Genomic DNA, 25,761 nt, shown 5'->3' on the forward strand with positions numbered 1-25,761 from the left:
CCTCTTATGCCAGACGCGGGTTAACTTTGTCAGCATCGATGCCGAATTTGGTAATGGCTTCAGCCACTACTTTCACATCGATCTCGCCACGTTTGGCCAGTTCGCCCAGCGCTGCAACCACGACGTAGGAAGCATCAATTTCGAAGTGGTGACGCAGGTTTTCGCGGCTGTCAGAACGGCCGAAACCGTCGGTACCCAGTACGCGGAAATCGCTGGCAGGAACGAAGTTACGGATCTGCTCGGCAAACAATTTCATGTAGTCGGTTGAAGCAACAACCGGTGTATCGTTCATCACCTGAGCCACATAAGGTACGCGTGGCGTTTCTGCCGGGTGCAGCATGTTCCAGCGCTCACAATCCTGACCGTCACGGGCCAGCTCGGTGAACGAGGTTACGCTGTAAACGTCAGAGCCTACGCCGTAGTCTTTGGACAGGATCTGAGCGGCTTCACGTACGTGACGCAGAATTGAACCGGAGCTCATCAGCTGCACTTTACCTTTGCTACCTTCCACGGTTTCTAACTTGTAGATACCTTTACGGATGCCTTCTTCCGCGCCTTCCGGCATGGCTGGCATGTGGTAGTTTTCGTTCAGCGTCGTGATGTAGTAATAGATATTTTCCTGCGCTTCGCCGTACATACGAACCAGACCGTCATGCATGATGACTGCCACTTCGTAGGCATACGCCGGATCGTAAGAAATACAGTTCGGGATAGTCAGCGACTGAATGTGGCTGTGACCATCTTCGTGCTGCAAACCTTCGCCGTTCAATGTTGTACGACCTGAAGTACCACCGACCAGGAAGCCACGCGCCTGTTGGTCACCCGCTGCCCAGCACAGGTCGCCGATACGCTGGAAACCGAACATGGAGTAGTAGATGTAGAACGGGATCATTGGCAGATCGTTGGTGCTATAAGAAGTCGCTGCGGCAAGCCATGAAGACGCGGCGCCCAGTTCGTTGATACCTTCTTGCAGGATCTGACCTTTCTCGTCTTCTTTATAGTAAGCAACCTGCTCACGGTCCTGCGGGGTGTACTGCTGGCCGTTCGGGCTGTAAATACCAATCTGACGGAACAGACCTTCCATCCCGAAAGTACGCGCTTCATCGGCGATGATCGGTACCAGACGGTCTTTGATGGAATCGTTTTTCAGCATCACGTTCAGGGCACGGACGAAGGCGATAGTAGTAGAGATCTCTTTCTTCTGCTCTTCCAGCAGTTGGGAGAAGTCTTCCAGTTTCGGCATTTCCAGCTTCTGCGTGAAGTTTGGCAGACGGGTCGGCAGGTAGCCTTTCAGCGCAGCACGACGCTCATGCAGGTATTTGTATTCTGCAGATTCTTTTTCCAGCGTGATGTACGGCAGTTTCTCCAGATTTTCATCGGTCACTGGTACGCTGAAACGATCACGGATATAGCGAACGCCATCCATGTTCATTTTCTTCACTTGGTGGGCAATGTTCTTGCCTTCAGCCGCTTCGCCCATGCCATAACCTTTAATGGTATGCGCAAGGATAACGGTCGGCTGACCTTTGGTGTTCTGTGCTTTGTTCAGTGCAGCGAAGACTTTCTTCGGATCATGGCCACCACGATTCAGCGCCCAGATTTGGTCGTCGGTCATGTCTTTGACCAACGCCGCGGTTTCCGGATAACGGCCGAAGAAGTGTTCACGAACGTATTTGCCATCGCGGGACTTGAAGGTCTGATAGTCGCCGTCGACGGTTTCGTTCATCAGTTGGATCAGTTTGCCGCTGGTATCTTTACGCAGCAGTTCGTCCCAACGGTTGCCCCAAATCACTTTAATCACGTTCCAGCCGGCGCCTGCAAAGATGCCTTCCAGTTCGTTAATGATTTTGCCATTACCGGTAACCGGGCCATCAAGGCGCTGTAAGTTACAGTTAATGATGAAGCACAGGTTGTCCAGTTTTTCACGGGTGGCGATGGTGATCGCACCTTTAGATTCTGGCTCATCCATTTCGCCGTCGCCAAGGAACGCGTAAACGCGCTGCGCGGTGGTGTCTTTCAGGCCACGGTGATCAAGATATTTCAGGAACTTAGCCTGATAGATGGCACCGATTGGACCCAGACCCATTGAAACGGTCGGGAACTGCCAGAATTCAGGCATCAGTTTAGGGTGCGGATAAGAGGACAGACCTTTACCGTGAACTTCCTGACGGAAATTGTTCATCTGGTCTTCGGTCAGGCGGCCTTCAAGGAAAGCACGCGCGTACACGCCCGGAGAGATGTGGCCCTGGAAGTACACCAGATCGCCGCCGTCTTTGTCGTTGCGCGCACGGAAGAAGTGGTTAAAGCACACTTCATAAATAGCAGCAGAAGACTGGAAGGATGACATGTGGCCGCCCAGATCCAAGTCTTTCTTGGATGCACGCAGAACGGTCATGATCGCGTTCCAGCGGATAGCAGTACGGATGTTGCGTTCCAGCTCCAGGTTACCCGGATACTCAGGTTCGTCTTCAACAGCGATGGTGTTGACATAATTACGGCTGGCTGCGCCAGCTGCGACACTTACGCCGCCTTTACGTGCTTCACTCAGAACCTGATCAATCAGGAACTGCGCACGCTCAACACCCTCTTCACGGATGACCGATTCGATCGCTTGTAGCCAGTCGCGAGTTTCGATCGGATCCACGTCATTATTTACACGTTCTGACATGGTGCTTTTCCTTATCTGTATCTAATACGTTGGTTTATCTGGAGCCTGTCTTCCTGCGCTCTGGTGCAGGATCTTCATGCTATATAAAGCGCACGAAGACAGGCCCATCAGTTTAGTTGCCGCAGTTCTCAAATAAGAACTCAACATAGCCCTGGTGGACTAATTTTCTTCCTTGCGTTGCTGGAGACGACGTAACGACCGGTCGCGACGACTGCGCTCGCGGCTGACATCCAGCATGACTTCTTCGATAAACGCCAGGTGACGGTGTGATGCTTCACGCGCTTTTTCCGGTTCGCGTGCCACAATCGCCTCGAAGATCCCGGCGCGATGCTTGCTCACCACCGCCAGCATTTCCCGGCGAGCATAGAGCAATTCAAAATTCTGTCGGACGTTTTTCTCCAGCATCGGTCCCATACAGCGGAGCAGATGCAGCAGCACCACATTGTGCGCGGCTTCTGTTACAGCTACCTGATACTGCATAACGGCGTCTGCTTCAGCGTCCAAATCGCCGCTCTCCTGCGCAACCTGAATCAGCAGGTGGCAGTCGCGGATACGTTGTAAATCATCATCTGTTCCCCGGAGCGCGGCATAATAAGCACCAATGCCCTCAAGAGCGTGACGTGTTTCAAGGAGATCAAATTGTGATTCAGGATGGTCGGCGAGCAGTTCAGCCAGCGGATCACTCACGCTTTGCCAGAGATTGCTCTGCACAAATGTGCCACCACCCTGGCGGCGAAGGAGCAGGCCTTTGCCTTCAAGACTTTGGATTGCTTCTCTCAAAGAGGGACGCGAAACGTCAAATTGCTTCGCCAGTTCGCGCTCGGGGGGTAACTTTTCGCCCGGGCGCAGGGTCCCTTCAAGGATCAGGAACTCAAGTTGCTGCTCGATCACATCTGATAACTTAGGCTGTCGAATTTTGCTGTAAGCCATGTGAGCTGTTCTCTGCGAGTAGCGTATCTGTGAGTGCGCGGAGTAAATTGGTAATACCAATTTAAAAAACGTGGCCGTAAAGTAACAAAGTATTCACCTTGTGTCCATATCACCCCCCAGTAAATGAGCAAGCCCCGCACATTTTAACAAACTTTTATCATTTCAAATTTTTACCCGGCCTTAGATCACATTTTTTAGATCTCAGACAATTTCTCACCACTTTTGCTTATTCGTTATTCAGTTAGTGCATAAAGCAGGTGCAAACTTGCTCGCATATCACTATTCTTGCGTCAGCGGTAGCTCATGCTGTTTTTTTGTCGCATTGCAGCCGTAAATAAATAGATACAAAAACTGTAATCATCGCCTTACAACTTGCTTAAGCTGCAGATTTGTATGGGGTTTACCCAAACGACAGAGGATCCGTAAATGGATGATCAACAACATGGCGATGAGCTGAAGCGCGGACTCAAAAACCGTCACATTCAGCTGATTGCGCTGGGCGGTGCCGTTGGAACAGGCCTGTTTCTGGGCAGTGCTTCCGTTATACAGTCCGCAGGCCCGGGGATTATTCTCGGCTATGCGATTGCTGGATTTATTGCCTTTTTAATTATGCGCCAGTTGGGTGAAATGGTCGTTGCAGAGCCGGTTGCCGGTTCTTTCAGCCACTTTGCCTATAAGTACTGGGGTGGGTTTGCCGGTTTTGCCTCTGGCTGGAACTACTGGGTGCTGTACGTCCTGGTCGCCATGGCGGAACTGACCGCTGTCGGTAAATATATTCAATTCTGGTATCCGGACATCCCGACCTGGGCTTCTGCTGCCGTATTCTTTGTACTGATAAACGCCATTAACCTCACCAATGTAAAAGTGTTTGGGGAGATGGAGTTCTGGTTTGCGATCATTAAGGTTGTCGCCGTCGTGGCGATGATTCTGTTCGGCGGCTGGCTGCTGTTTAGCGATACTGCAGGCCCGCAAGCCACGGTCCGCAACCTGTGGGAACAGGGAGGATTCCTGCCGCATGGTATGACCGGACTGGTCATGATGATGGCGATCATCATGTTCTCCTTTGGCGGTCTTGAGCTGGTCGGCATTACTGCAGCTGAAGCGGATAACCCGGAAGTCAGTATTCCTAAAGCTACGAATCAGGTTATCTACCGCATCCTTATTTTCTATGTGGGCTCACTGGCGGTGTTGCTTTCACTGATGCCGTGGACCCGCGTCGGGCCAGATACCAGCCCGTTTGTGCTGATTTTCCATGAACTGGGCGATGCACTGGTCGCCAACGCACTGAACGTGGTGATCCTGACGGCGGCCCTATCGGTCTATAACAGCTGCGTTTACTGTAATAGCCGTATGCTGTTTGGTCTGGCTCAGCAAGGCAATGCACCAAAATCCCTGATGAAAGTCGACAAGCGTGGTGTTCCGGTTGCTTCTATTTTGGTGTCTGCCGCTACCACTGCTTTGTGCGTACTGATTAACTACCTGATGCCGGGTCAAGCCTTTGGTCTGCTGATGGCGCTGGTGGTTTCTGCACTGGTGATCAACTGGGCAATGATCAGCCTTGCACACATTAAATTCCGTCAGGCGATGCGTCGTGAAGGCGTGGACACGAAGTTCAAAGCGCTGCTATACCCGTTCGGTAACTATCTCTGCCTGCTGTTCATGGCGGGGATCCTGGTGATTATGGCGATCACGCCGGACATGGCGATCTCCGTCTGGTTGATCCCGGTCTGGATTCTGATCCTCGGCGTCGGTTACTGGATTAAAAACCAGCAAAGCGGGAAGTCCGTTAACGCGTAAGCACTACTGATCGTTAAAAAGATCAATGGTCTAAAACGCGAAAAGCGCCCCCGGTGAGGTAACTTGCCGGGGGCGCTTTGTTATCTGCGTCACAGTTTGCTCTGCGTGACTAATTTGTCCATCTCTACACCTCTTACCTCCTGACACATCCCCATCACACCAGACAATACTCATTCCCATCCAGCAGTTACTTAAGGTTTACGGAGAGAATGTCCATGAAGGAAGGCGCGCTGTCATTTAAAGAGAAGGTTGCCTATGGTATGGGGGACGCCGGTTGCAACATGATTGGCGGCGCCATCATGCTGTTCCTCAACTATTTTTATACCGATGTTTTTGGTCTGGCTCCCGCACTGGTCGGTATTTTGCTGCTCTCCGTACGTGTTATTGACGCCGTCACGGACCCTATTATGGGAGCAATTGCCGACAGAACCACGACCCGCTGGGGCCGTTTTCGTCCCTATCTGCTGTGGATCTGCGTGCCTTATGTGCTCTTTAGCGTGCTGATGTTTACCACGCCAGACTGGAGCTATAACAGCAAGGTTATCTATGCATTCGTCACTTACTTCCTGATGTCGCTGACCTACACGGCGATCAACATCCCCTACTGCTCACTGGGTGGTGTTATCACCGCGGACCCGCACGAGCGCGTGGCCTGCCAGTCCTATCGCTTCTTTATGGTGGGTATTGCGACGCTGATTCTCTCCTCCACACTACTGCCGATGGCCGACTGGTTCGGCGGCGCGGATAAAGCCAAGGGCTATCAGATGTCGATGGGCGTGATGGCGATCATTGCCCTGTTCATGTTCCTGTTCTGCTTCAGCTTTGTGAAAGAGCGTATTCAGCCTGCCGTGCCGTCCAAACATGCGCTGAAGTCAGACCTCAAAGACGTATGGAAAAACGATCAGTGGGTGCGCATCCTGCTGCTGACCTTCTGCAACGTCTGCCCTGGTTTTATCCGCATGGCGGCGACCATGTATTACGTCACCTGGGTGATGGAAAAATCGACCTCGTTCGCCAGTATGTTTATCAGCCTCGGCGTGGTCGGCATGATGATTGGCAGTGCGCTGGCGAAACCGCTGACCGATAAATACTGCAAACTGAAAGTGTTCTTCTGGACTAACATTATCCTGACCATTTTCTCCTGCGGATTCTATTTCCTCGATCCACATGCCACGACGCTGATTCTGGTGGCCTATTTTGTACTTAATATCCTCCACCAGCTTCCTTCCCCGCTGCACTGGTCGCTAATGGCCGATGTGGATGATTACGGCGAATGGAAAACCGGTAAACGTATTACCGGCATAAGCTTCTCGGGCAATCTGTTCTTCCTGAAATGCGGGCTGGCGGTGGCGGGCGCAATGGTGGGCTTCCTGCTTTCCGGCTATGGATATGACGCAGGTGCTGCACGCCAGAGCGATCACGCTATCAACGGCATCGTGCTGTTATTCACCGTGATCCCCGGCGTGGGTTATCTGATCACCGCAGGCGTTGTGCGTTTACTGAAGCTGGATCGCAAAACCATGCAAAACATTCAGGCCGATTTGGAAATCCGCCGCCGTAATTACCGTGAGCTGAATGAGTACCATGATGCTAAAAATGCTGACAGCCCGGTGCCGTTCAGCAGCAAGGAGCTAAAACATGAGTAAGAGCCTTTACCCAAACCCTTTGATTGAACAAAGGGCTGACCCGCATATCTGGCTGCACAGCGACGGTGAGTATTACTTCATTGCCTCTGTGCCGGAATATGACCGTCTGGAAATTCGCAGGGCTTCGACCTTAACCGGGCTGGCCTCCGCGCAAGCCAAGACAGTGTGGCGCAAACCAGAAACCGGCCCGATGAGCGCGCTGATCTGGGCACCTGAACTGCACTTTATCAACAACAAATGGTACATCTACTTCGCCGCCGCGCCGTCGCAGGAGATTGTAGACGGACTCTTCCAGCACCGGATGTACGTGCTTGAGTGCGCCGACGCTAACCCCCTTACGGGCAAATGGACAGAGAAAGGGCGAATCACCACGCAATTCGACAGTTTCTCTTTAGACGCCACGCACTTTTCACATCAGGGAAAGAGTTACTATTTGTGGGCGCAAAAAGATCCGGCAATCCGTGGCAACTCCAACCTGTATCTGGCTGAAATGGAAAACCCCTGGACGCTGAAAACAATGCCAGTGTTGCTCAGCAAACCGGAGCTTGAGTGGGAGACCCGGGGTTTTTGGGTCAATGAAGGTCCGGCGGTTATCACGCATGGCGATAAGATTTTTATCAGCTATTCGGCCAGCGCTACCGATGAAAATTACTGTATTGGCCTGTTGTGGGCGGATATTAACAGCAACATCACCGACCCTGCGCAGTGGCATAAATCACCAAAACCTGTATTTACCACGCAAGCGGATAACCGCCAGTTTGGACCGGGACACAACAGTTTCACCTGCGATGAAAACCGGCAGGATGTGCTGGTCTATCACGCCAGAAACTATACCGAGATTGAAGGCGATCCACTGTATGACCCAAACCGGCATACCCGCATAAAAAACCTAGAGTGGGATAAAAACGGCATGCCGATATTTGGTGAGCCACCGACAGATAATCAGCCGCTGACCAGACAGCAACATAAAGCATAAAAAAAGCCCGGCGGTGAAAACAGGCCGGGCTTTTTTCTTTGGCTCATCGCGGGGTCAGATCAACGTGCCGTAAATCGTCAGTACCGCAACAACGACCAGAATAATCATTGTGACTTTGCGAGCCAGTGCAACGGCGGCACGCGGGGTCTGAACCGGATCCATATGCGGATCCCGCGCCAGTGAAAACTGCGCCAGACGAGTCAGAACCTGATACTGCGACGTATGAATATCTCCCAGAGATGCGAACCAGGCAGGAAGCGCTTTCTCGCCGTGACCGAATAAGGCATAAGCAACACCTGCAAGCCGGACCGGGATCCAATCAAGGACATGCAGCAACGCATCAACCCCCGATTGTGAGCGTTTAAGTGGCGTCATATGCCGCGCCAGCCAGGTTTGATAACCGCGCAGAACCGCATAACCTCCCAGAGCCACCGGGCCATAAGGGCCAAAGACCACAAACCAGAATAACGGTGCCAGATAATAGCGAAAGTTAATCCACAGCAATGCATTTTGGAGTTCACGCAGGCGTACTTCTTCTGTGCAATCCACCGGCAGCCCATGGATCAACGCCAGTTCCTCAGCCATTTCCGAACAAGCATTGGCGTCTCCCTGACGGGCGGATTTCAGATACGCGCGGTAATGCTTACGCTTAATCCCTGCACCGATGCACAACAGGCAGATAACCACCCACAATAGCAATGACGGCACACCAAAAAAGAGGCCCTGCACTGCACGCAACACCACAAACAGCAGAACCATCCACACGATAGCGATCGCCAGCGTTTTAGTGAGCGTAGTATTGCGCCCGCGGCGGAAAATCCCTTCAAAACGATGGTCTAACTGCCAGTGCTCACCCAACTTAAACAGGCGTTCCCACGCCAGCACCAGCAACAAAGTAAATAACGTCATCAGTAATTACTCTCTCTTTTGCACGACACGGAGTATAAAACGGCGTATCCATCGCTGGACAGTCTACGTCAATCTCCGGCGCTTTCGTTAACCTGATGTTGCTTTAATAAAGACAAATAGTGCTTCCAGTCAAATTCAGGTCCCGGATCTGTTTTGCGACCGGGGGCGATGTCACTGTGTCCGGTGATAGCATCAAAGCCGATTGCATAATGCTCAGTTAATAACTTACTGACGGCGGCAAGACACTGGTATTGCGCTGGCGTGAAAGGAACGAAGTCCGTCCCTTCCAGCTCAATGCCAATGGAAAAGTCATTACAGCGTTCCCTTCCCTGCCAGAGCGACGCGCCGGCATGCCAGGCCCGTTTATCAAAGGGCACATACTGCACAATTTCGCCATCGCGGCGGATAAGACAGTGCGCTGCGACGCGCAGGTGCTTAATTTGCGCAAAATAGGGATCATCATCAGGGTTAAGTGTGCCGGTAAAGAGTTGATCAATATAAGGACCACCAAACTGACCGGGCGGCAAACTGATATTGTGAATCACCAACAGCGAGGGTGTTTCATCTTCGGGGCGGCGATCGCAGTGAGGTGAAACCACCCGCCGGGCTTCGGTAATCCAGCCATCTTCTAACTGCATCAAGGACCTCAATGATGTGCTTTGGTGGTACTTATCTCAGCAACAGGGTAGCATGCTTTTTTCTCCCTTTTACCCGCCATTTCGGAGTATTTGTATGACGACCCGCAGCTACAGCCTTGAAAGTCGCCGCGCTCAGTTACTCGAACGTATTCAGAATGATATCCCCGCATCCGTTGCTCAGGCGTTAGGTGAAGACCTCGGCGGCGAGGCCAGTGCAAATAACGATCTTACGGCGCAACTTTTACCAGAAAATACACTGGCTAACGCGACTATCATCACCCGTGAAGCGGGGATTTTCTGTGGTCAAAAGTGGCTGGATGAGGTCTTCCACCAGTTGGGCGGCGATAAAGTTACCATTGTCTGGAAGGTCAAAGACGGCGATACACTCGTCGAAAACCAGCCTCTTTGCGAATTATCAGGCCCCGCACGCCTGCTGCTGACAGGCGAACGAACTGCACTAAACTTTGTGCAAACACTCTCTGGCGTCGCAACCGAAGTGAGTCATTACGTAAAACTTCTGGCTGGTACCCAAACCCGCCTGCTGGATACCCGTAAGACTTTGCCAGGTCTGAGAACGGCTCTGAAATATGCCGTACTGTGCGGTGGCGGCAGTAATCATCGTCTGGGCCTCGCGGATGCCTTTCTGATTAAAGAAAATCACATTATCGCTTGCGGTTCGATCAAAGCCGCAGTAGAACGTGCCCAGCAAATTCATGCGGATGTCCCTGTCGAAGTTGAAGTCGAAACCCTCGACGAGCTGCAACAGGCGTTGGATGCCGGCGCAGATATCGTGATGCTGGACAACTTCACCGTCCCAATGATGAACGAGGGTGTTGCGCTCACGGCGGGCAAAGCCTTGCTGGAAGTCTCAGGTAATGTCACCGAACAGACCCTGCGCGAATTTGCTGAAACCGGCGTTGACTACATTTCCGTCGGCGCATTAACCAAGCATATTCGCGCAATGGATCTGTCCATGCGCTTCCACTAATTTCCTCATCTTTTTAGCCCCTTGCATTTCCCGTCAGGGGCTTCTTCATCTCAATTCGCTTGCTCCTGCATTGCTAAATAAACTCTCATGCATCCGCTGACTCTACCAGAGTCTTTTCCCCTATTCTTTATGCCTGCGGCGCACGCCGCAAATTTTGCGATACATTACAGGCTTGCATTTTTTTTATCCGAGACGTCCTGGAGATCTCTTTTCTGGCAGTAGCACAGGTTTTTTGAAGCAGATAATTTGCTGCTCGAAAGCCTCACTTAGCCAACACCAGGGACCGGGAGATAAATGTGAACACTCGATATGACCATGTGAAACAAGCTGGATTTACGCTGATCGAACTGATGGTGGTTATTGCCATCATCGCCATCCTTAGTGCCATTGGCATTCCTGCCTATCAAAGTTATATCCAAAAAGCTGCGATGACTGACATGCTGCAAACCATGGTGCCGTACAAAACAGGCGTCGAACTCTGTGTCATTGACCAGGGTGCATTGACGTCATGTAATGCAGCCAGTCAGGGAATTCCTGCTGCCGCCACGACACGCTATGTCAGCAAAGTTCAGGTTGCGGCGGGCGTCATTACCCTGACCGGACAACAGGCTCTCAATGGTTTGAGCGTTGTGATGACGCCTGCTGTAGATAGCGCCTCGGGTGGGATCGTCTGGGGCAGAAGCTGTACTAACTCGCAGGATGTCGGCATGAAAGAAGCCTGTGAAAGCGTTTTCCGTTTTGAAGACACCGGAGGCACTAAATGAGTGACTCCCTTTTAAATACATCTCCCCTTCGTCATGCAAAAAGACATACCTCAGATGCAACGCTCGATGCCCTATGCCAGCGCTATAAAGCCGTCGTACTCCATCAGGACGATACCCTCTTACATGTCGCTTGCCATGAAGATGAAGGAAATACAGAAGCGCTCAGCAAAGCGCTGCAATTCGCCTGCGGGCTTAAAGTACAAATCGAACGCTGGCCTCAGGCCCGTTTCGAACAGGCTCTGGAAAAACCGGCGCACATCCCAGCCGGTGCCGATACGTTGAAAATTTCAGAAACCAATGAGCTGGATGACAGCAGCGATGCTCCGGTCGTGAATTTCCTCAATCAGACCCTGCGCATGGCGATATTACGTCGGGCTTCAGATGTTCATTTCGAACCGGGAGAGCAACGTCTGCGTATTCGTCTGCGTATTGATGGTGTGTTGCAGGAGGTTCCAGGCCCGGAGTTTTCGATGGCTGCCAGTCTTTGCGCCCGGCTTAAAATCATGGGGCAACTCAACGTGGCTGAACGGCGCTTACCGCAAGACGGACAGTTACTTATCACATTTAAAAACCAGCGCTACTCGATGCGCATTGCATCACTTCCGGTTTTGCACGGTGAGAAAATCGTGCTGCGCATCCTGCACATGACTCAGCAAGATTTAAGCATGAGCCAGCTCGGCTTTCGCAGTGAAGACCTCAGCCATTATCTCAATGCACTCAAAAGCCCTCAGGGACTCATTCTCGTCACGGGACCAACCGGCAGTGGGAAAACTGTGACGCTCTACAGCGGGTTGCGCCATCTGAATGCGGTTGAGCGTAATATTTGCAGCGTTGAAGATCCCGTGGAGATCCCAGTAGCAGGGATTAACCAAACTCAGGTGAATAGCAAAACTGATCTGAGTTTTTCCAGAGTACTCAGGGCGCTGCTCAGACAAGACCCTGATGTTATTATGGTGGGTGAGATACGCGACACAGAAACAGCCGAAATTGCTATCAAAGCAGCGCAAACCGGGCATCTCGTATTGTCTACACTGCACACTAACTCAACCAGCGAAACCCTAAATCGCCTGGCGCAAATGGGAATTGAGGGTTACCACATTGCCGCCAGTTTGCGTTTGGTTATCGCTCAGCGTTTAGTCCGTAAACTCTGTCCCCACTGCCGAAAACCCCATTCCCCTTTGGTTGAGGGCATTGAAAATAGTCAGGCAGAATCTGCGCCACTTTGGCTGGCCGTGGGTTGCGATCGCTGCTTCTCAGGCTATTACGGACGGACAGGAATTTATGAGATCCTGACCATTACCCCACGTTTACAACAGGCATTAGTTGCAGGCGCAGGCGTATCAGAACTGAATAAAATTGCACATGAGCAAGGCAATATAACGCTGCTGGAAGCGGGACTCGTTCTGGTTGAGCAGGGGCTGACTACGCTTGAAGAACTGTATCGTGTGGCGGGTGAAGGCATTGAAGCATGAGGCAGCCTCCCCCGATCCGGCACGTTGTCAGCCTCTATCAGTGGCAGGCAGTCGATGCGTTGGGAAAATTACAAACCGGAGAGTTGCTGGGGGGTAATGAATCCGCTGTCCACCAGCAGCTTTTTTCCCAATCCCTGCAGCCGGTTGCTGTTAAAAAACAATATCGGCTGCGGACGGCTTACTGGAAAGGAGCAGATCGCATCGCGCTGATAAGGCAACTGGCCACTCTCCTGCAGGCAGGTCTTCCGCTGGTCAACAGCCTGATATTGCTGGCGGCTGAACATGCAAAAGCGCCCTGGCGATGTATTTTGCAAGATATTGCCCGTGGAGTAAGAGAAGGAAAACCTTTGTCGGAAATGCTAACGACCTTTTCAGACGTGTTTCCACAAATTTACCGGAATATTATTTCCATCGGAGAGATAACTGGCCAGCTTGACCGCTGCTGCCTGCAACTGGCCATCCAGCAGGAACAGCAAGCCGCATTGCGCACAAAAGTAAAAAAGGCACTCCGCTATCCTTTGATCGTGATTTCTATTGCGATAATTGTGACGGTTCTAATGCTGACAATGGTGCTTCCAGAATTCGCCAAAATATATGCATCCTTCGATGCCACGCTACCCTGGTTCACTGAAATGCTGATGATGGCTTCGAAAACATTAGTCAGCTATGGGCCAATGTTCGCCGGGTTCATTTCAGCACTGGGTATTATCTACATTAAGGTTTATCACCCGCAGCAACGGTGGCGCTGGCGCGAACAGAGTGTTTTGTTACGCGTACCGCTATTAAAAAAATTGGTTGCAGACAGTTGTCTGAGTCAAATATTCCAGACGCTCGCCATGACTCAGCAAGCAGGCATGACACTCCTCACCGGTCTTGATGCTGCGGCAACGTCATCAACGAATTTGCTTTTCCAGCACGCCGTGACGGGCATCAGGGAGCAGCTGGCGCTTGGAATTCCGCTTTATACAGCGATTGGGCAATCCCCCTTGTTTCCGTCTCTCTGCCAGCAGCTAATCCACATTGGTGAAGAGTCCGGTTCACTGGATGATATTCTGCTAAGGCTGGCACACTGGCATAACCAACAGGCGAATGAGCTGGCTGACACGATGTCACAATCTATCGAACCGATATTGATGGTGGTAATGGGAGTGTTAGTCGGCGGGTTGGTAATTGCTATGTATTTGCCCATCTTCCAGCTGGGATCTGTTATGGGGTAATAACAGATAAGGGAAGAACACGCGGCGGTATAGGACCGCCGCTAAGATAGAGAATTAATTTGAACCGAAGAGACGGTTCTCCTGCTCAGCAACGCGAATAAATGTTGTGCGCTTGGTTAACTCTTTAAGACGCTCAGCACCAACGTAGGTACACGCGGAGCGTAATCCACCAAGAATATCGCGCACGGTATTCTCAACCGGGCCACGCAGTGGCAGTTTCACGGTTTTACCTTCGGCAGCACGGTAGACTGCAACGCCGCCGACATGGCGCTTCATAGCTGATTCAGAACTCATCCCGTAAAACAGCATGAATTTCTCGCCATCTTGCTCAACAACGGTGCCTTCACATTCGTCGTGTGCAGCCAGCATACCGCCCAGCATCACGAAATCTGCACCGCCGCCAAAGGCTTTAGCCACATCACCTGGTACTGCACAACCACCGTCGCTGACGATTTGGCCGCCAAGTCCATGCGCTGCATCGGCACATTCGATAACTGCAGAAAGCTGCGGGTAACCGACGCCGGTTTTAACACGCGTTGTACACACCGAACCGGGGCCGATGCCTACTTTTACAATATCGGCGCCTGAAAGGATCAACTCTTCAACCATTTCCCCCGTCACGACATTACCGGCACAGATGACTTTATCCGGGCAAGCTTCACGAACACGTTTCAAAAACGATACAAAATGCTCGGAATAGCCATTGGCAACATCAAGACACACAAATTTAAGCTGTGGCGAAAGGGCCAGGATTTGGTTCATTTTAACGAAATCGGCTTCGGAAGTACCCGTTGAGACCATCACATGGCGCAAAACAGATTCAGTGGAGCCCTCAATAAAGGTCTTCCATTGTTCGACACTGTAATGTTTGTGAACGGCGGTCAGTACATCAAATGAAGCCAGCGCTTCTGCCATACGGAAAGTACCGACGGTATCCATGTTTGCCGCAATGATGGGAGTACCAGACCATTTAAAACCGGGGTGCTTGAAGGTAAAGGTGCGCTCCAGCTCAACTTCGGAACGGCTTTTGAGGGTCGAACGTTTTGGTCGAATCAAAACGTCTTTGAAACCTAATTTCAAATCTTCTTCAATGCGCATGAGATCTTGTCCTGGGTTTTGCGATAAATCGTGGCGACGTGTCGCTGGGTGTTAAACCAAGTTGTTTGGCACCCTTCCAGTGGTTTTATCATACGCATGAAAACCGTAACGGCAAGACTGCTTTCATAACTTTAACTACACTCTTCTTCTGTACCCTTTTTACGGCAATTCCCATCAAAAGCGGGATGAGCATGGCTTGCACTTACTCATAATCTCTTTATCATTTACCCCATCTGATTTTATTGAGTAAGCCAATGAGTTATGTCGTTGCGTTGACTGGTGGTATCGGCAGTGGCAAAAGCACTGTGGCCGAAAGCTTTGCCCGCCGGGGTGTCAGTATTGTTGATGCTGATGTCATTGCGCGTCAGGTTGTTGAACCCGGTCAGCCCGCATTACACGAACTGGCCGTTCGTTTCGGTAAACACGTTATTCAACCCGATGGCTCGCTAAATCGCGCAGTTTTGCGTGAATATATCTTCAATGATCCCTCTGTTAAGCAGTGGGTTAATCAGCTTTTGCATCCTTTAATCCATGCCAAAACCCGGCAACTGATTGGCGTAGCCACCACCCCTTACGTACTCTGGGTTGTGCCCTTGCTGATTGAAAATAGGTTACAAAATCAGGCCAATCGTGTGTTGATAGTTGATGTAGATGAACAAATCCAGCTGGCGAGAACCATGCAACGAGACGGCGTGAGCCGCCAGCAGGCAGAACAAATTCTCCGCGCACAGGTAAGCCGCCAACAGCGTTTAGCGTGCGCAGATGACATTATTGATAACAACGGTGGTGCCGAGACGATCGAACCGCGTGTTGCTTCATTACATAGCCGTTATCTGGAATTAGCGGCTTCAGCGACCCGACAGGATATTGACAAGAATGAGTGATGTAGTAACTACCGTTCTCTTTGAACATCCTTTAAATGAAAAAATGCGCACATGGTTGCGTATTGAGTTTTTATTGCAGCAAATGCATACAAATACTCAGATCATTTCAATTTCTTCCGCCCTGATTTTTTTCCGCACGGCCTCCGACTTACTGGATGTCCTGGAGCGCGGTGAAGTACGAACGGATTTACTGAAAGAGCTTGAGCGTCAGCAACAAAAACTGTCCCAATGGGAAGACGTGCCCGGTGTTGATACCTCACGCATCGATTTACTGCGTGGCGAGCTCAAACAGGCCGCCGCCGTTTTGATGAAAGCGCCACGTATCGGCCAGGCTTTGCGGGAAGATCGTCTGATGGCACTCGTTCGCCAGCGTCTGAGCATACCCGGTGGCTGCTGTAGTTTTGATCTACCAACATTACACATCTGGCTGCATCTGCAGCAAACTCAGCGCGATATGGATGTGCAGGGCTGGCTCGAAACACTGGCCCCACTGCACAACGCATTGACGCTGGTATTGGGCCTCATCCGCCAGTCAGGTGTATTCCGTAATCAAATCAGCCTTAATGGGTTCTTCCAGGAAAACGCGGAAGGTGCTGACTTATTAAGGATGCGTATTTCATTGGACAATCAGCTTTATCCGCAAGTGTCTGGTCATAAGACGCGTTACGCTATCCGCTTTTTACCGCTCGATAGCGAAAAGGGTCAGGTTCCGGCCAGACTGACTTTTGAACTTGCCTGCTGTTAGGAGTAGATATGGATCCCGAAGTTACTGTTGTGAACTGCCCGACCTGCGGCAAATCTGTAGTCTGGGGTGCTCAAAGCCCTTATCGGCCTTTTTGCTGCAAACGCTGCCAGCTGATTGACCTAGGTGAATGGGCTGATGAAGAAAAGCGCATCCCAAGTAAAGGTGAGATCAACGATCTGGATGACTGGAGTGAAGAAGATCTCCGTTGATCACACAGTAAATCTGAAAACATAAAAAAAGGGCCTGATGCCCTTTTTTTATACTGAATCAGCAGCCGGTCAGCTGGATTAAATTTCACCGTTGATTAATGCTTTTACTATCGACTCATTAGCAGGGGGAAACTCCTGCGCCTTCAGCTCAACCTGCGGTATCCAGCGCATCGGTTGCCCCTCTTTGCCATAGGGTTCTCCCTGCCATTTTTCGATCAGATGGAAATGCAGTGTGATAACGCGATCCGGGAAGATGTGCTCCAGGCTTTTAATCAGCACCGGTTCTTCGGCCACAATACCCACTTCTTCCTGTAGTTCGCGAATGACAGCCTGAGAAGGTGTTTCGCCCGCTTCGACTTTACCGCCAGGAAACTCCCAAAAACCCGCCATGTGCGATGACGCATCGCGCTGCGTGATGAAGATTTCCTTTTGAGAATTACGAATAATACCCACCGAAATAGTCAATTTTTTCAGCGTCATGATATCCATCCTAAAACGTGACTGATTTAAGAAAAAGCAAAGGGCGGTGAATCACCGCCCTTTCATTCTACACACTCACCGTGGCTGCAAAGTTACTTCTGCAAGCGACCGTGGCACTGTTTGTATTTTTTACCGGAACCGCATGGACATGGATCATTGCGCCCTACTTTACGGTCACCTTGTGAACTTGAAGCCAGACGCTCTGCTTCTTCAACTTCAAAAGAGGTTTGATCCTGATGGCTGAGGTGTTGCTGACGGGCCAGACGCTCGGCTTCTTCGCGGCGTTGCTCTTCCATTGCTTCCACTTCTTCCGGCATACGAACCTGAACTTTGCTCAGGACGCTGACCACTTCATATTTCAGTGATTCCAGCATAGAAGCGAACATGGCGAAGGATTCGCGTTTGTACTCCTGCTTAGGATCTTTCTGCGCATAACCACGTAAGTGAATGCCCTGACGCAAGTAATCCATTGCCGCCAGATGCTCTTTCCACAATGAGTCCAGCGTTTGTAGCATCACGCCTTTCTCGAAGTTACGCATCATTTCAACGCCAACGACTTCTTCTTTACGGGCATAGGAATCCATCGCGTTTTGCAGAATACGCTCACGCAACGTCTCTTCATGCAATTCCGGCTCTTTGTCCAGCCACTCTTTAATTGGCATCTCCAGCTCAAAGTCATTCTTCAGACGTTGTTCCAGACCTTCGACATCCCACATTTCTTCAAGTGACTGCGGCGGAATATAGCTATCGATAGTCGTTTTGAACACATCTTCGCGAATGCTGCGAATGGTTTCGCTCACGTCAGATACGTCGAGTAATTCATTACGCTGACTGTAGATAGCACGACGTTGATCACTTGCAACATCATCATATTCAAGCAGTTGCTTACGAATATCGAAGTTACGGCTTTCCACTTTACGCTGCGCGTTGGCAATCGCTTTAGTGACCCAAGGATGCTCAATCGCTTCACCGGGCTTCATACCCAGTTTGCGCATCATGCCGGTAACGCGGTCTGAAGCGAAGATACGCATCAAAGCATCTTCCATCGACAGATAGAAACGAGAAGAACCGGCATCACCCTGACGGCCGGCACGACCACGAAGCTGGTTATCAATACGGCGTGATTCATGACGCTCAGTACCTATGATGTGCAAACCACCGGAGGCCAGAACTGCGTCGTGGCGAATTTGCCAGGCTGCTTTAATCTCAGCTTTTTGTTCGTCAGTAACTTCTTCACCCAGGTTTTCGATCTCAACCTGCCAGCTACCGCCCAACACGATATCGGTACCACGACCAGCCATGTTGGTTGCGATGGTCACCGCACATGGCTGACCCGCCTGAGAAACGATTTCTGCTTCTTTGGCATGGAACTTGGCGTTCAGTACGCTGTGAGCGATGCCCGCCTTATCGAGTTCACGAGAAACCACTTCAGATTTCTCAATCGAAATCGTACCGACCAGCACTGGCTGACCATTTGCAGTACGTTCACGGATGTCTTCGATGATTGCGCCAATTTTTTCCATTTCTGTCATGTAGACCAGATCCGGTAAATCTTTACGCACCATCGGACGGTTGGTTGGTACAACAATGGTATCGAGCTTGTAGATGGAGCTGAATTCGAACGCTTCGGTGTCTGCGGTACCGGTCATACCGGCCAGTTTTTCGTACAGACGGAAATAGTTCTGGAAGGTGATCGATGCTAGCGTCTGGTTTTCGTTTTGAATATCAACGCCTTCTTTGGCTTCAACGGCCTGATGCAAGCCATCTGACCAGCGACGTCCTTGCATGGTACGGCCGGTGTGTTCATCGACAATAATGACTTCGCCGTCTTTCACGATGTAGTCAACGTCACGGGTGAACAGCACGTGGGCACGTAGAGCGGCGGTAACATGGTGCATCAGCATAATGTTTGACGGCGAGTAGAGCGATTCGCCATCGTCCATAATGCCCGCTTCCATCAGCATCTCTTCAATCAACACCAGACCGCGTTCGGTCAGATGAACCTGACGCGCTTTTTCATCCACGGAGAAGTGACCTTCACCCTGAAAGCTGTCTGAGTCCTCTTTTTCCTGACGAATCAGCTGCGGGATCAATTTGTTAACGCGCACATACATCTCAGAACTGTCTTCCGCGGGACCAGAAATGATCAGCGGTGTACGGGCTTCATCGATAAGGATGGAGTCAACTTCATCGACCAGTGCGTAGTTCAGTTTACGCTGAACGCGCTCTTCAGGGCTGAACGCCATGTTGTCACGCAGGTAGTCAAAACCGTATTCGTTGTTGGTGCCGTAAGTAATATCTGCGGCATAAGCAGCGCGCTTAGCAGGCGCTGGCATGTTAGGTAAGTTGATACCGATGGTCAGACCAAGGAATTCAAACAGGCCACGGTTGTTTTCGGCATCGCGCTGAGCCAGATAGTCGTTGACGGTAACAACGTGCACACCTTTTCCGCTCAAGGCGTTAAGGTAAGCAGGCAGGGTTGCCGTCAGAGTTTTACCTTCACCCGTACGCATTTCCGCGATACAGCGCTCATTAAGCACCATGCCGCCCAACAGCTGCACGTCGAAATGGCGCATACCAAAGACACGCTTACTGGACTCACGGACAACGGCGAACGCTTCCGGAATAAGACTCTCAAGAATTTCACCTTTCGCCAGACGCGCGCGGAATTCATCCGTCTTCGCTCTTAACTGATCATCAGTCAGTTGCTGGATTTCAGGCTCCATGCGGTTGATGAGGTCAACCACTTTGCGCATACGGCGCAGGGTACGATCGTTACGGCTACCAAAAACTTTGGTCAATAATTTAATTAACATAATGCTTAATGTCTCTTTGAGACCACGTGATGCGGCCACTGTTTTGTTGATTTATTGATAGAACCACAAAGTAAAAAACTGTGAAATCAGAGGATTGTTAACTCAAAGATAGTGGACCGGCACGAATGCCTTGCACCTGAGCCAACCAAAGGCCGGGTTGATGCTGGTGGGTAGAGAGAATCAGAGGTTGTCTGGTCTGACGAATGATGACCGGCGGTTTTGACTCATGCGTCAATAAGGCGTTAAGGGTCACCAACAGCGCCAACTGCTGTACGTGAAGCGGCTCAGCTTCCTGAATAATGACTTCCGGCGCGGCGGTATAAGAAACCTGCGGGGCCAGAGCAAAAGAAAGGTGGCGAATTACGGTACGAAGCGCATGCTGTTGCCAGTAATCTACGCCAAAAGCAGGACGTCGGTGAGCCTGGAGCAGGGCGAGATTCGTCAGCCCTGTACTCCCGATGTTTAACCGGTTTAAACTTGAGGACGTATTCGGTACTGCTGCCAGATCCGTTTGCGTCAGGTTTGTGGACACGCCGAGGCTAGCCGCGACCATCCCCAACAGGAGATGCGGCCAAAAATACCTTCTGCCAAATTGTCGCCAACGATTTAGAATACCAATCACAAGTTTACAATCCGCCGGAGCCGGTCATGCGCGATAGTCGCCCACAATTATTAGATATCCTGTTCGATGATGCCTCTTCAGCGGACAAAAGCCCGTTACGACTGGTTCAGCAACGCGCTGCGGCATTATTAAAACTCAACCGCGCCGTGAAGGGTTTGTTACCTGCGCCCATGAAACCATGGTGTCGCGTCGGTAACTATCGACAAGGTGTTTTAGTGCTGGAGATAGCAAACGCCAGTTGGATGATGCGGTTACGCTACGAGCAACCCGCGCTCCTCTCTGCACTTCGAGCGCAAATTCTACCATCATTGTCATCAATCGACATCAGGATTAATCCTTCACTGATGGTGAAAGTGGAAAATGGATCGCAGTTTAAGGACCAGGCAACTGCAGCGACTTCTGGAGAGAAACCGTTCAGACAGCTGAGTGCACAAAGTGCAGAGGAATTGATGATAGTCGCGAGCCGAAGCCCTGAGAAACTGAGGAAGGCATTAGAACGACTGGCTGGGTTGGCCGGAGAGAGTGCCAAACCAACCAGTCGTAATAAATGATACTAGTACCGATTATGCAAGTACTGTGGAAGGGGCTTTGAATGCCAAAGGCACTTCAGCTTCATCCTGGAAGGTTACTAATTCCCAGGCTTCCTGCTTAGCCAGTACCGCTTGCAATAACTTGTTGTTCAATGCATGGCCAGATTTGAATGCGGTAAACGCACCAATAATGTTATGCCCACACATGAACAGGTCACCGATAGCATCCAGCATTTTGTGACGAACGAATTCATCTTCAAAACGCAGGCCATCTTCGTTAAGCACGCGGTAATCATCCACAACAATCGCGCAATCAAAGCTGCCACCGAGGCACAAACCGCGTGACTGCAGATACTCAATATCACGCATAAAACCGAAAGTACGTGCACGGCTGATTTGGCGAACAAATGCTTCAGCAGAGAAATTCATCTTGTAACGCTGCGAACTGGCGTCAATCGCCGGGTGATTGAAGTCGATAGTAAAGTCCAGAGAGAAACCATTGAATGGTTTAAACTCGGCCCACTTATCACCGTCTTCAACACGAACTGTTTCCTTGATGCGCAAGAACTTCTTGGCACAATTCAGTTCTTCAATCCCCGCATCCATCAACAGATAGACAAAGGGTGCTGCGCTACCGTCCATAATAGGCACTTCTGGCGCATCAACTTCGATAACGATGTTATCGATGCCTAAGCCAGCCAAGGCCGCATTAAGGTGCTCTACCGTAGAAATACGTACGTCATGCTCATTGACCAGGCAAGTACAGAGCATGGTATCACGCACGGATTTGGCATCTGCCGGGAAATCGACCGGTGGATTCAAGTCAGTGCGACGATAGATGACCCCGGTATTGGCCGGTGCAGGACGCAGAGTCAGGGTGACTTTCTTGCCGGTGTGTAAACCGACGCCCGTCGCCTGAACGATACGTTTTAATGTACGTTGTTTGATCATCGTTTTTATCTCGCAATGTTATCCATCTATCCTACCGACCTCGTAATAGTACATTAAGGTCGGCGGGACAGTTTAGCACAAAGAGCGGAGATCCCACAATTCGGACTAGTCTGCCTGTTTACGCAGGAAGGCTGGAATGTCCAGATAGTCGGGTTCTTTGTTTGATTGCGTGTTCGGATCATTAACCACCTTCGCTGCTGGCTTAGTTTCCTGCGGCAGAGGCGACAGCCCGTGCTGCTGATAACGATGATCCATCACTGGCTGGCTGGCTGGCTTGTTAGTGACCAGAGTGATCTCAGGACGTTTGTCCATGCCAATGCCGGTTGCCACCACGGTGACACGCAGTTCGTCATTCATTTCTGGGTCAAGCGAGGTACCGATAACCACAGTTGCGTTGTCTGAAGCAAAAGCACGAATGGTGTTACCCACTGTCTCAAACTCGTCCAAACGCAAATCGAAACCAGCGGTGATGTTGACCAGAACGCCACGGGCGCCGGACAAATCGATGTCTTCCAACAGTGGGCTGGAAATCGCCATTTCGGCAGCTTCTTCCGCACGGTCTTCACCACATGCAACACCAGATCCCATCATGGCATAACCCATTTCGGACATCACGGTACGCACGTCGGCAAAGTCGACGTTCATCAAGCCAGGACGGGTGATCAGTTCTGCAATACCTTGTACGGCGCCTTTGAGAACGTCGTTGGCTGCACCGAAGGCGTCCAGCAGAGAGATGCCACGACCCAACACTTTTAACAACTTGTCATTAGGAATAGTGATCAAGGAGTCAACGTGTTTGGACAACTCAGCGATACCCTGCTCCGCAAACGCCATACGCTTTTTGCCTTCGAAGTTGAAAGGTTTAGTCACGACAGCTACGGTCAGAATACCCAAATCTTTTGCTACTTCAGCAACCACTGGCGCAGCACCGGTACCGGTACCGCCACCCATGCCCGCTGCGATAAAGACCATATCTGCGCCTTCTAATGCAGCGCGCAGAGCTTCACGGTCTTCTTCTGCAGAATTGCGACCCACTTCCGGGTTCGCACCAGCACCCAGACCTTTGGTAATACCGCTACCAATCTGGATAGTCTGGCCTACAGCCGTTTTACGTAACGCCTGAGCGTCGGTATTAACGGCGAAGAATTCAACACCTTCGATGCGCTCGCGCACCATGTGCTCGACGGCATTGCCACCGCCACCGCCGACGCCGATGACTTTAATCACCGCGTCGTTGGTCAGTTCCATAGGTTCAAACATAGTTTCTCTCCGTTTTGTGCCTGTCGCTTCGGGATCACAATAAGTGACAGCATGATCCCGTTGTTAAAACATTAAAACTCTTTTCTCAACCAGCCGCTGATTCGTTTGAACCAGTTGCCCACTGAGGCGCGTTTTTCCACTTCTGCCTCACCACTCAGGTGAGACTCTTTTCCATAGTGCAGTAGCCCTACAGCAGTTGAGTAGTAAGGTTCCTGCGCATAATCTGTCAGCCCGGTGATGTTCAGCGGTTGTCCGATACGCACCTGGGTATGGAATACCCGCTGCGCACAGGCTGCCAGACCATCAATTTGTGCTGCGCCGCCTGTCAAAACGATCCCAGCGGCCAGATGATGTTTTACGCCTTGCTGACGTAGCTGCTCCTGCAATTGCAAAATCTCATCATTCACTAAATTCAGCAGTTCGGTGTAACGCGGTTCAATGACCTCGGCCAGCGTCTGACGTTGCAGACTGCGTGGCGGACGTCCGCCCACGCTGGGCACTTCGACGTTTTCGTCTTTACCGACCATCGAACCCAACGCACAACCGTGGCGTACTTTAATCGCTTCAGCATCTGTCGGTGGCGTACCGAATGCGTAGGCGATATCACTGGTCACAACGTTACCCGCATAAGGAATAACTTTAGTATGGCGCAGCGCTCCGCCGGTATAAACAGCGATATCCATGGTGCCGCCGCCAATATCGACGACACATACGCCTAATTCACGCTCATCTTCAGTCAAAACCGCGTAACTTGCTGCCAGGCCAGCAAAAATAAGCTGGTCGACTTTCAGTCCGCAACGTTCAACCGCTTTAACAATGTTCTTTGCCATGTCGTTATGACAGGTGATTAAATGGACCTTTGCCTGCATGCGTACACCGGAAAGACCAACAGGATTTTTAATCCCTTCCTGATAGTCGATGGCGTATTCCTGAGGAATAACGTGCAGTACACGGTGTTCATCACGAACGCGGACCGATTTAGCGGTATGCACCACGTTCTCTACATCTTCCTGTGTTACTTCCTCTTCTGAAATAGGAACCATCCCTATTTCATTCTGACAACTGATATGTTTACCAGACAAAGCAAGGTAAACAGAGGAAATTTGGCAATCCGCCATCAATTCTGCCTGATCAATGGCGCGCTGCACGCATTTCACCACGGATTCAAGATCATTCACGCCGCCTTTATCCATGCCACGTGATGGGCAACTTCCCACGCCAATAATATTGACCATGCCATCGGGCAGAACTTCCCCTACCAATGCGGCGACCTTCGCCGTACCGATCTCCAGCCCAACTACCAGTTTTCTGTCCGTCGACTTGATCATTGTTGTTTAGCCTGTGCCTGATTCTGTTGCTGATTACTGTTTTGCTGATCGATATACTCTGGTGCCCAGCCAACTGACGCACCAGTGTCGTAACGTAAATCGACATAACTGATGCGTTTTTTATCGGCTTCGGCCTGTTGCTGGAGTTTCGGATAAAGCTCGATAAAACGTTGTAAACGCCCCATTCGATCATCTCTCCCCAGTTCCAGACGGATATCGCTATCCAGAGTGACTTGCCAAGAGTGACGTGCACTCATTGCCACGGCCTTTAACGTAAACTTGGCGGCAGAAAGCGTCTGACTCATCGTTTGAAAACCTTGCAAAACATCCTGTTCGCTGCCTTCCGGACCATAAAGCAACGGCATCTTCTGTTTGACTACTCGCTCGGCAGGTATGCTGAATGATTTGCCGTCCGCATCGACCATATGCAAATCATTCCAATGTGCGACCGGCACATACTCCACCAAATGGATCTTCAACTCGTTCGGCCATTGCTTACGTACGCTGACCTGTTTTATCCAGGGTAAACGTTCAATCTGCTGCTGAATGACGTTTACATCCTGCGTCATGAACGTACCTGGCGAACCTAAAGCCAGAATAGCCTGACGAATATCATCGTTGGTGGTGTAGTGACGCTCACCCGTAACCACCAGTTGGGACAGCGGCAATCGGTTTGCATCCTGCATCCAGCCAATCACTGCCCAAACACTCCATAAAATGGTTCCCAGCACCATCAACAGGAAAATGACGCCTGCCAGCTGGCTGCCGTTACTGCGACGACCGTTTTTTTCGGTCGTCTCGCGCTCTCGTGCATTCAGGGCCGCTTGAGACAT

Annotated in this window: 23 protein-coding genes; 11 read left to right on the plus strand and 12 right to left on the minus strand. The window is 51.0% G+C overall.

What is annotated here, in order from left to right; translation table 11 throughout:
* Positions 1-4: 4 nt before the first annotated feature.
* On the minus strand, positions 5-2,668 hold the full coding sequence (gene aceE, locus ACZRKO_RS13095; protein ID WP_463737699.1) for a pyruvate dehydrogenase (acetyl-transferring), homodimeric type: 2,664 nt from the start codon (positions 2,666-2,668) through the stop codon (positions 5-7).
* Between the two features lie 159 nt (positions 2,669-2,827).
* Positions 2,828-3,598: a pyruvate dehydrogenase complex transcriptional repressor PdhR gene (pdhR, locus tag ACZRKO_RS13100; RefSeq protein ID WP_140472822.1), complete on the minus strand. Its 771-nt coding sequence runs from the start codon at positions 3,596-3,598 to the stop codon at positions 2,828-2,830.
* A gap of 426 nt (positions 3,599-4,024) precedes the next feature.
* On the opposite strand from pdhR, the gene aroP reads away from it, so the two are divergent.
* The 3 genes from aroP (at position 4,025) to ACZRKO_RS13115 (ending at position 8,017) form a co-directional block, all read left to right on the plus strand.
* Positions 4,025-5,395, plus strand: coding sequence for an aromatic amino acid transporter AroP (aroP, locus tag ACZRKO_RS13105; protein ID WP_463737700.1), 1,371 nt, complete (start codon positions 4,025-4,027; stop codon positions 5,393-5,395).
* Between the two features lie 215 nt (positions 5,396-5,610).
* Positions 5,611-7,041, plus strand: a complete 1,431-nt coding sequence (locus tag ACZRKO_RS13110) for a glycoside-pentoside-hexuronide (GPH):cation symporter (RefSeq protein ID WP_463738095.1) — start codon at positions 5,611-5,613, stop codon at positions 7,039-7,041.
* On the plus strand, positions 7,034-8,017 hold the full coding sequence (locus tag ACZRKO_RS13115; protein ID WP_463737701.1) for a glycoside hydrolase family 43 protein: 984 nt from the start codon (positions 7,034-7,036) through the stop codon (positions 8,015-8,017). The genes ACZRKO_RS13110 and ACZRKO_RS13115 overlap by 8 nt, the downstream gene beginning before the upstream one ends.
* A 54-nt stretch (positions 8,018-8,071) precedes the next feature.
* Here ACZRKO_RS13115 and ampE read toward each other — a convergent pair whose 3' ends face one another.
* Positions 8,072-8,926, minus strand: a complete 855-nt coding sequence (ampE, locus tag ACZRKO_RS13120; RefSeq protein ID WP_463737702.1) for a beta-lactamase regulator AmpE — start codon at positions 8,924-8,926, stop codon at positions 8,072-8,074.
* 68 nt (positions 8,927-8,994) lie between these two features.
* On the minus strand, positions 8,995-9,564 hold the full coding sequence (ampD, locus tag ACZRKO_RS13125; protein WP_463737703.1) for a 1,6-anhydro-N-acetylmuramyl-L-alanine amidase AmpD: 570 nt from the start codon (positions 9,562-9,564) through the stop codon (positions 8,995-8,997).
* A 94-nt stretch (positions 9,565-9,658) separates the two neighbouring features.
* On the opposite strand from ampD, the gene nadC reads away from it, so the two are divergent.
* The 4 genes from nadC to hofC all read left to right on the plus strand — a co-directional run bounded on the left by nadC (position 9,659) and on the right by hofC (position 14,005).
* Positions 9,659-10,552 carry a carboxylating nicotinate-nucleotide diphosphorylase gene (nadC, locus tag ACZRKO_RS13130; protein WP_463737704.1) on the plus strand — a complete coding sequence of 298 codons (894 nt, stop codon included), beginning with the start codon at positions 9,659-9,661 and terminating at the stop codon, positions 10,550-10,552.
* A gap of 296 nt (positions 10,553-10,848) precedes the next feature.
* Positions 10,849-11,316: a prepilin peptidase-dependent pilin gene (ppdD, locus tag ACZRKO_RS13135; RefSeq protein WP_463737705.1), complete on the plus strand. Its 468-nt coding sequence runs from the start codon at positions 10,849-10,851 to the stop codon at positions 11,314-11,316.
* Positions 11,313-12,788, plus strand: a complete 1,476-nt coding sequence (gene gspE, locus ACZRKO_RS13140; protein ID WP_463737706.1) for a type II secretion system protein GspE — start codon at positions 11,313-11,315, stop codon at positions 12,786-12,788. The genes ppdD and gspE overlap by 4 nt, the downstream gene beginning before the upstream one ends.
* Positions 12,785-14,005 carry a protein transport protein HofC gene (hofC, locus tag ACZRKO_RS13145; protein ID WP_463737707.1) on the plus strand — a complete coding sequence of 407 codons (1,221 nt, stop codon included), beginning with the start codon at positions 12,785-12,787 and terminating at the stop codon, positions 14,003-14,005. The genes gspE and hofC overlap by 4 nt, the downstream gene beginning before the upstream one ends.
* A 54-nt stretch (positions 14,006-14,059) precedes the next feature.
* Here the strand turns inward: hofC and ACZRKO_RS13150 are convergent, their stop codons facing one another.
* Entirely contained in the window at positions 14,060-15,103 is a 1,044-nt protein-coding gene (locus ACZRKO_RS13150) for a GMP reductase (protein WP_463737708.1), read from the minus strand.
* Between the two features lie 254 nt (positions 15,104-15,357).
* On the opposite strand from ACZRKO_RS13150, the gene coaE reads away from it, so the two are divergent.
* From coaE to yacG, 3 genes are read left to right on the plus strand one after another with little or no spacing between them, the layout of a single operon-like run.
* The gene (gene coaE / locus ACZRKO_RS13155) at positions 15,358-15,987 is read left to right on the plus strand and encodes a dephospho-CoA kinase (RefSeq protein WP_463737709.1); all 630 of its coding nucleotides are present in this window, start codon (positions 15,358-15,360) and stop codon (positions 15,985-15,987) included.
* Positions 15,980-16,732 (plus strand): cell division protein ZapD, encoded by a 753-nt coding sequence (zapD, locus tag ACZRKO_RS13160; protein ID WP_463737710.1) that lies wholly within the window; start codon positions 15,980-15,982, stop codon positions 16,730-16,732. Before coaE ends, zapD begins: the two co-directional genes overlap by 8 nt.
* 8 nt (positions 16,733-16,740) lie before the next feature.
* Positions 16,741-16,941: a DNA gyrase inhibitor YacG gene (gene yacG / locus ACZRKO_RS13165; protein WP_463737711.1), complete on the plus strand. Its 201-nt coding sequence runs from the start codon at positions 16,741-16,743 to the stop codon at positions 16,939-16,941.
* Positions 16,942-17,019: 78 nt separating this feature from the next.
* On the opposite strand, the gene mutT is transcribed toward yacG, so the two are convergent.
* From mutT to secM, 3 genes are all read right to left on the minus strand, one after another.
* Positions 17,020-17,421 (minus strand): 8-oxo-dGTP diphosphatase MutT, encoded by a 402-nt coding sequence (mutT, locus tag ACZRKO_RS13170; protein WP_463737712.1) that lies wholly within the window; start codon positions 17,419-17,421, stop codon positions 17,020-17,022.
* 92 nt (positions 17,422-17,513) lie between these two features.
* Entirely contained in the window at positions 17,514-20,237 is a 2,724-nt protein-coding gene (gene secA / locus ACZRKO_RS13175) for a preprotein translocase subunit SecA (protein WP_463737713.1), read from the minus strand.
* Between the two features lie 97 nt (positions 20,238-20,334).
* The gene (gene secM / locus ACZRKO_RS13180) at positions 20,335-20,859 is read right to left on the minus strand and encodes a secA translation cis-regulator SecM (protein WP_463737714.1); all 525 of its coding nucleotides are present in this window, start codon (positions 20,857-20,859) and stop codon (positions 20,335-20,337) included.
* A 26-nt stretch (positions 20,860-20,885) separates the two neighbouring features.
* Between secM and ACZRKO_RS13185 the strand changes: the two genes are divergently transcribed.
* Entirely contained in the window at positions 20,886-21,410 is a 525-nt protein-coding gene (locus ACZRKO_RS13185) for a DUF721 domain-containing protein (RefSeq protein WP_463737715.1), read from the plus strand.
* Positions 21,411-21,422: 12 nt separating this feature from the next.
* Here ACZRKO_RS13185 and lpxC read toward each other — a convergent pair whose 3' ends face one another.
* The 4 genes from lpxC to ftsQ form a co-directional block, all read right to left on the minus strand.
* Positions 21,423-22,340 (minus strand): UDP-3-O-acyl-N-acetylglucosamine deacetylase, encoded by a 918-nt coding sequence (lpxC, locus tag ACZRKO_RS13190; RefSeq protein ID WP_463737716.1) that lies wholly within the window; start codon positions 22,338-22,340, stop codon positions 21,423-21,425.
* Positions 22,341-22,445: 105 nt separating this feature from the next.
* The gene (gene ftsZ / locus ACZRKO_RS13195) at positions 22,446-23,600 is read right to left on the minus strand and encodes a cell division protein FtsZ (RefSeq protein WP_034787181.1); all 1,155 of its coding nucleotides are present in this window, start codon (positions 23,598-23,600) and stop codon (positions 22,446-22,448) included.
* Between the two features lie 71 nt (positions 23,601-23,671).
* Entirely contained in the window at positions 23,672-24,928 is a 1,257-nt protein-coding gene (ftsA, locus tag ACZRKO_RS13200; protein WP_463737717.1) for a cell division protein FtsA, read from the minus strand.
* Positions 24,925-25,761 carry a cell division protein FtsQ gene (gene ftsQ, locus ACZRKO_RS13205; RefSeq protein WP_463737718.1) on the minus strand — a complete coding sequence of 279 codons (837 nt, stop codon included), beginning with the start codon at positions 25,759-25,761 and terminating at the stop codon, positions 24,925-24,927. Before ftsQ ends, ftsA begins: the two co-directional genes overlap by 4 nt.

This window comes from Ewingella sp. C233, assembly GCF_055407225.1.

What these genes read in the sequence shown, in the direction of transcription:
- ACZRKO_RS13185 (WP_463737715.1), top strand. Translation starts at nt 20,886, where the DNA reads ATGCGCGATAGTCGCCCACAATTATTAGATATCCTGTTCGATGATGCC.
- nadC (WP_463737704.1), top strand. Translation starts at nt 9,659, where the DNA reads ATGACGACCCGCAGCTACAGCCTTGAAAGTCGCCGCGCTCAGTTACTC.
- coaE (WP_463737709.1), top strand. Translation starts at nt 15,358, where the DNA reads ATGAGTTATGTCGTTGCGTTGACTGGTGGTATCGGCAGTGGCAAAAGC.
- ampD (WP_463737703.1), bottom strand. Translation starts at nt 9,564, where the DNA reads ATGCAGTTAGAAGATGGCTGGATTACCGAAGCCCGGCGGGTGGTTTCA.
- zapD (WP_463737710.1), top strand. Translation starts at nt 15,980, where the DNA reads ATGAGTGATGTAGTAACTACCGTTCTCTTTGAACATCCTTTAAATGAA.
- ACZRKO_RS13115 (WP_463737701.1), top strand. Translation starts at nt 7,034, where the DNA reads ATGAGTAAGAGCCTTTACCCAAACCCTTTGATTGAACAAAGGGCTGAC.
- yacG (WP_463737711.1), top strand. Translation starts at nt 16,741, where the DNA reads ATGGATCCCGAAGTTACTGTTGTGAACTGCCCGACCTGCGGCAAATCT.
- mutT (WP_463737712.1), bottom strand. Translation starts at nt 17,421, where the DNA reads ATGACGCTGAAAAAATTGACTATTTCGGTGGGTATTATTCGTAATTCT.
- ampE (WP_463737702.1), bottom strand. Translation starts at nt 8,926, where the DNA reads ATGACGTTATTTACTTTGTTGCTGGTGCTGGCGTGGGAACGCCTGTTT.
- ftsA (WP_463737717.1), bottom strand. Translation starts at nt 24,928, where the DNA reads ATGATCAAGTCGACGGACAGAAAACTGGTAGTTGGGCTGGAGATCGGT.
- lpxC (WP_463737716.1), bottom strand. Translation starts at nt 22,340, where the DNA reads ATGATCAAACAACGTACATTAAAACGTATCGTTCAGGCGACGGGCGTC.
- ACZRKO_RS13150 (WP_463737708.1), bottom strand. Translation starts at nt 15,103, where the DNA reads ATGCGCATTGAAGAAGATTTGAAATTAGGTTTCAAAGACGTTTTGATT.
- aceE (WP_463737699.1), bottom strand. Translation starts at nt 2,668, where the DNA reads ATGTCAGAACGTGTAAATAATGACGTGGATCCGATCGAAACTCGCGAC.
- hofC (WP_463737707.1), top strand. Translation starts at nt 12,785, where the DNA reads ATGAGGCAGCCTCCCCCGATCCGGCACGTTGTCAGCCTCTATCAGTGG.
- gspE (WP_463737706.1), top strand. Translation starts at nt 11,313, where the DNA reads ATGAGTGACTCCCTTTTAAATACATCTCCCCTTCGTCATGCAAAAAGA.
- ftsZ (WP_034787181.1), bottom strand. Translation starts at nt 23,600, where the DNA reads ATGTTTGAACCTATGGAACTGACCAACGACGCGGTGATTAAAGTCATC.
- aroP (WP_463737700.1), top strand. Translation starts at nt 4,025, where the DNA reads ATGGATGATCAACAACATGGCGATGAGCTGAAGCGCGGACTCAAAAAC.
- pdhR (WP_140472822.1), bottom strand. Translation starts at nt 3,598, where the DNA reads ATGGCTTACAGCAAAATTCGACAGCCTAAGTTATCAGATGTGATCGAG.
- secA (WP_463737713.1), bottom strand. Translation starts at nt 20,237, where the DNA reads ATGTTAATTAAATTATTGACCAAAGTTTTTGGTAGCCGTAACGATCGT.
- ftsQ (WP_463737718.1), bottom strand. Translation starts at nt 25,761, where the DNA reads ATGTCTCAAGCGGCCCTGAATGCACGAGAGCGCGAGACGACCGAAAAA.
- ACZRKO_RS13110 (WP_463738095.1), top strand. Translation starts at nt 5,611, where the DNA reads ATGAAGGAAGGCGCGCTGTCATTTAAAGAGAAGGTTGCCTATGGTATG.